This is a genomic window from Caballeronia sp., assembly GCF_028292365.1.
In the GTDB taxonomy this organism is placed as follows: domain Bacteria; phylum Pseudomonadota; class Gammaproteobacteria; order Burkholderiales; family Burkholderiaceae; genus Caballeronia.
This window is the reverse complement of sequence record NZ_JAQGMM010000500.1, coordinates 1-3,904: the sequence shown is the minus strand read 5'-3', so window position 1 is coordinate 3,904 and position 3,904 is coordinate 1. Positions and strand designations below refer to the sequence as shown.

Here is a 3,904-nt window from a genome sequence, read left to right as displayed (position 1 = left end):
CCGTCTATAGGCACGACTTCGCACATCGACAAGCCGTATCGTTTCGATAACTTCGCGGCCAGTGCGAGGCAATCGGCAATCCGGTGATCCACGCGCACGCGGATCAGGTTCTTTTCCACCGCGAACGCGACCAGCCGCTGCGCGACGGGTCGCGAGATCTGCAGCTTCTCCGCTATTTCATTCTGCGTATTGCCCGCGACGTAATACAGCCACGCGGCGCGGGTGGCGAGATCGAGTTTTTCGTTGGACTTGGGCACAGTGGCTCGATGTCTGGGTCGTTCGTGTCGAATACAAAGAGAATCGCGCGCCATAAAGGCACGCGAAAGGTCGACATTGTGCACGTTCGGCGCCGGAGGGCAAAAACTCGCCAGCGCCGTTTAAGTCATCATGCAAACCATCACGCGAGCCGCGGACGCGCCGGGTCGAACAATGGCCGCACGTGCTGGTACAACTCGCGGAAACCCTTCAGCCGTTGCCGCAGGATTGCGTGGCGCTCCGCGTTCGGGATGAACTCATCCTTCACGGGCGGCTTGGCGAGCACAACAGCCGGATCGCCGCCCGCGGCCAGCCAGCCGAGCCGTGCAGCACCAAGCGCCGCGCCGGTCTCGCCGCCGCCGTGGGTGCGCGTGCGGGTGTTGAGGGCATCGGCTAATAACTGGCCCCAGTACTTGCTACGCGCACCGCCACCCAGCAGCGACAGCGCATGCACTTCCGTGCCGGCGGCCTGCAACGCGTCGAGACCATCGGTCAGCGCGAGCGTCACGCCTTCGAGCACGGCGTAACCGAGCAACGCGCGGTCGGTTGCGTGCGTCATGCCGAAGAACACGCCTTGCGCGTACGGGTCGTTATGCGGCGTGCGTTCGCCACTGAGATACGGCAGGAAGAGCGGCGCGATCTCTAATGCAGCGGGATCGAGTGCGGCGATTTCGGCGAGCAACGTGGGTTCGTCGGTCGAGGTGAGCTTGCAGACCCAGCGCAGGCAACTCGCGGCCGACAACACCACGCTCATCTGATGCCAGCGATCGGGAATGGCGTGACAGAACGCATGCACCGCCGACGATGGATTCGGCCGGAAGCGATCGCCGACCACGCACAGCACGCCCGAGGTCCCGAGCGAGAGGAAACCATCGCCCGGTTCCGTCGCGCCGATACCGACCGCGCTTGCCGCATTGTCGCCACCGCCGGCCGCGACGATCACGCCATCGCGCAAACCAAGTTCGCGGGCGAGCTCGGGCAGCAGCGTGCCTGACGGCTCGCTGCCTTCGGCCAGCGCCGGCATCTGCGCGCGCGTCATGTTGCATGCTGCCAGCAGTTCATCCGACCAGTCGCGGCGCGCGACATCGAGCCACAAAGTGCCGGCGGCATCCGACGGATCGGATACTTTTGTCCCGGTCAGATGGAGCCGCAAATAATCTTTCGGCAACAACACGCACGCCGTTCGATTGAAAATGTCCGGCTCGTTGTGCTGCACCCATAGCAGCTTCGGTGCGGTGAAACCGGGCATCGCAAGATTGCCGGCGATCTGGTGCAACTCCGACGCGCGCTCCGTCAGCTCGTCGCATTCCTTGTCGCTGCGCATGTCGTTCCAGAGGATCGCCGGCCGCAGCACGCGATCTTCGGAGTCGAGCAACACCGCGCCGTGCATCTGTCCCGACAAACCAATGCCACGGACCTGCGCAAACTCTTGCGGGAATTTATCGCGTAAAGCGAAGAGCGCGGCGCGCGTGCCGTCCCACCAGTCGAGTGGATTTTGCTCGGACCAGCGAGGCTTCGGACGCGATACGGTGAAGGGCGTGCCCGCCGTGCCGACGACAGTGCCGTCGCTCGCGAGCAGGAGAACTTTTACTTCGGAGGTGCCGAGATCGATGCCTAAATACATGGACGAACCCTTGATGAAGGCTAAAAGCCGCGGGAAACCGGAGGCGCTAATGTAGCGCCGCTGCCGGTGTTACGCCATTGGCAATAACACCGGACGGGCATGAAGAAGGGTGATTGGACAGCTTAGGCGCGCTTGGCGAGCCAAACATCGACACGGCCAAGCGCCGCGCGCAGCACGCGTTCCAGATCAGCGCTTTGCGCGAGACTGCCCCAGAGCAGTTTATCCGCGACGAAGGCCTTCACCGGATCGTCGGCCTCGAAGAAAGCGTGCGCGGTGGCGGGGTCCATTACGCCGTCCTGGTAGGCGTACGGCAGCTTGCCTTCGTGCCAGCGTTCGAGAAAGCGGAAGAACAGCGCGGGCAACATGGCCGTGGCGTTCGGATCGACGTGGCGTGCAAAGCATTCACGCAAGGTCGGCGCGATAAACCCGGGGATCTTGGAGAAGCCATCGGCGGCGACGCGTTGATTCGTGTCCTGGATATACGGATTGACGAAGCGGTCCAGCACGACATCGCGGTACTTGGCCAAATCGATCGGACTCGGCGACAGGCACGGGATCACGTCTTCAGTCACGTAGGCTTCGGCGAGCTTGCGGATATCGGCGTCTTGCGTGCCTTCGTGAATGTATTGGTGCCCGACAAGCGTTCCCGCCCACGCAATACAGCTATGCGTTGCGTTGAGGATGCGGATCTTGGCTTCCTCATACGGGAGTACGGAATGCACCATTTCCGCGCCGACGTTCTCCCATGCCGGCCTCCCCGCAATAAATTCGTCCTCGATCACCCACTGAATGAATGCTTCGCCCATGACGGGGGCTTTATCGTCGAAACCGGTGGCGGCCAGCACGCGTTCACGGACATCGGGCGTGGGGCGTGGCGTGATGCGGTCGACCATCGCGTTCGGGCACAACGTATTTGCGATCATCCAGTCGCACAACGCAGTCTCGCCGCGCAGTTGCAGGAATTCAAGCATGCCGGCTTTAAAACGGTCCCCGTTGCTGCGCAGGTTGTCGCAGTTCTGCAGCGTCACCTTGCCCGCGTTCTGCTTCATGCGGGCGTCGAGAATAGCGGCGAGCGCGCCATAGATGGTCGTGCGGGCGCCTTTCAGGTCAGCAGCCAGATCGGGATTTGCTGTATCCAGCTTATGGTGTTCATCGAGGTAATAACCGCCTTCTGTCACCGTGAATGACACGATCTTGCACTCAGGCGCAGCGCCCGCGGCCACCAGCGCGTTCAGGTCCGCTGCCCACGGCACGACCTTCGTGATCGAGCGAATGGTTTCATACGCCCGCTCGCCCTGCGGCGTGACGGTTTCCAGCGTATAGGTGCCGTTCTGGGCGGCCAGCGCTTCCAGCACGGCATTCATGTCGCCGCGGATATTGCCGACGGTGAGCGACCAGCGCGTGTCGCCTGATTCAATCAGCTTGTGCAGGTACCACGCCTGATGCGCACGATGAAAAGAACCCGCTCCGATGTGCAGGATCACGTCGGCGGCTGCGTGGCTTTCGGTAGTCATGTCGTCTTCCTCTGATCTGGATGCGCCTCATGCGGTGCCGGGCGCTGTGCTGTGTCTCGTTGTCGCCGAAACGCGGGTGGCGCAGAGCCAAATCCGCGTTGCGTCGATCATTTGCTCGTTCTGTGAGCGAATGATCGTATTCGATTCGATGAAAGTCAAGGCACTGCGCAGCATTTCCGTTTGCGTTTTTGCGTGGCTTTTTTGGGGGCAGAAGATGTTTGGCGGAACGCGATCTCTATTGCGCTGCACCAAATTCGACGTCCATCGCCTGCCGACAAGGCGCAGTTAAAAAGCGTATCGACGAGCGAGCGGATTTTCGGTGGAGAATTACCCGCGACAGCGATACTTTCCAATCACGGCTCAACTTGCAGGCATCCTGAATCATGCAAACAAATTTCGATTTCAGCGGACAGTCGGTGCTGGTTACCGGCGCATCGAGCGGCATTGGACGGACGACAGTCATTCATTTGCGTGCGGCGGGTGCGCGTGTGGTCGCGGCAGCGCGCAATCG

Annotated in this window: 4 protein-coding genes; 1 reads left to right on the top strand and 3 read right to left on the bottom strand. The window is 61.7% G+C overall.

What is annotated here, in order from left to right; translation table 11 throughout:
* The 3 genes from JWR14_RS29280 to dalD all read right to left on the bottom strand — a co-directional run.
* Positions 1 to 257, bottom strand: a 257-nt coding sequence (locus JWR14_RS29280) for a MarR family transcriptional regulator (protein WP_299716119.1), incomplete at its 3' end; no start/stop codon positions are given.
* Between the two features lie 140 nt (positions 258 to 397).
* Complete coding sequence (gene xylB / locus JWR14_RS29275) at positions 398 to 1,879, bottom strand: xylulokinase (RefSeq protein WP_299716117.1); 1,482 nt, start codon at positions 1,877 to 1,879, stop codon at positions 398 to 400.
* A 122-nt stretch (positions 1,880 to 2,001) separates the two neighbouring features.
* Complete coding sequence (dalD, locus tag JWR14_RS29270) at positions 2,002 to 3,393, bottom strand: D-arabinitol 4-dehydrogenase (protein ID WP_299716114.1); 1,392 nt, start codon at positions 3,391 to 3,393, stop codon at positions 2,002 to 2,004.
* A gap of 383 nt (positions 3,394 to 3,776) precedes the next feature.
* Between dalD and JWR14_RS29265 the strand changes: the two genes are divergently transcribed.
* Positions 3,777 to 3,904: SDR family NAD(P)-dependent oxidoreductase (locus JWR14_RS29265; RefSeq protein ID WP_299716122.1), on the top strand; the 128-nt coding region annotated here is incomplete at its 3' end.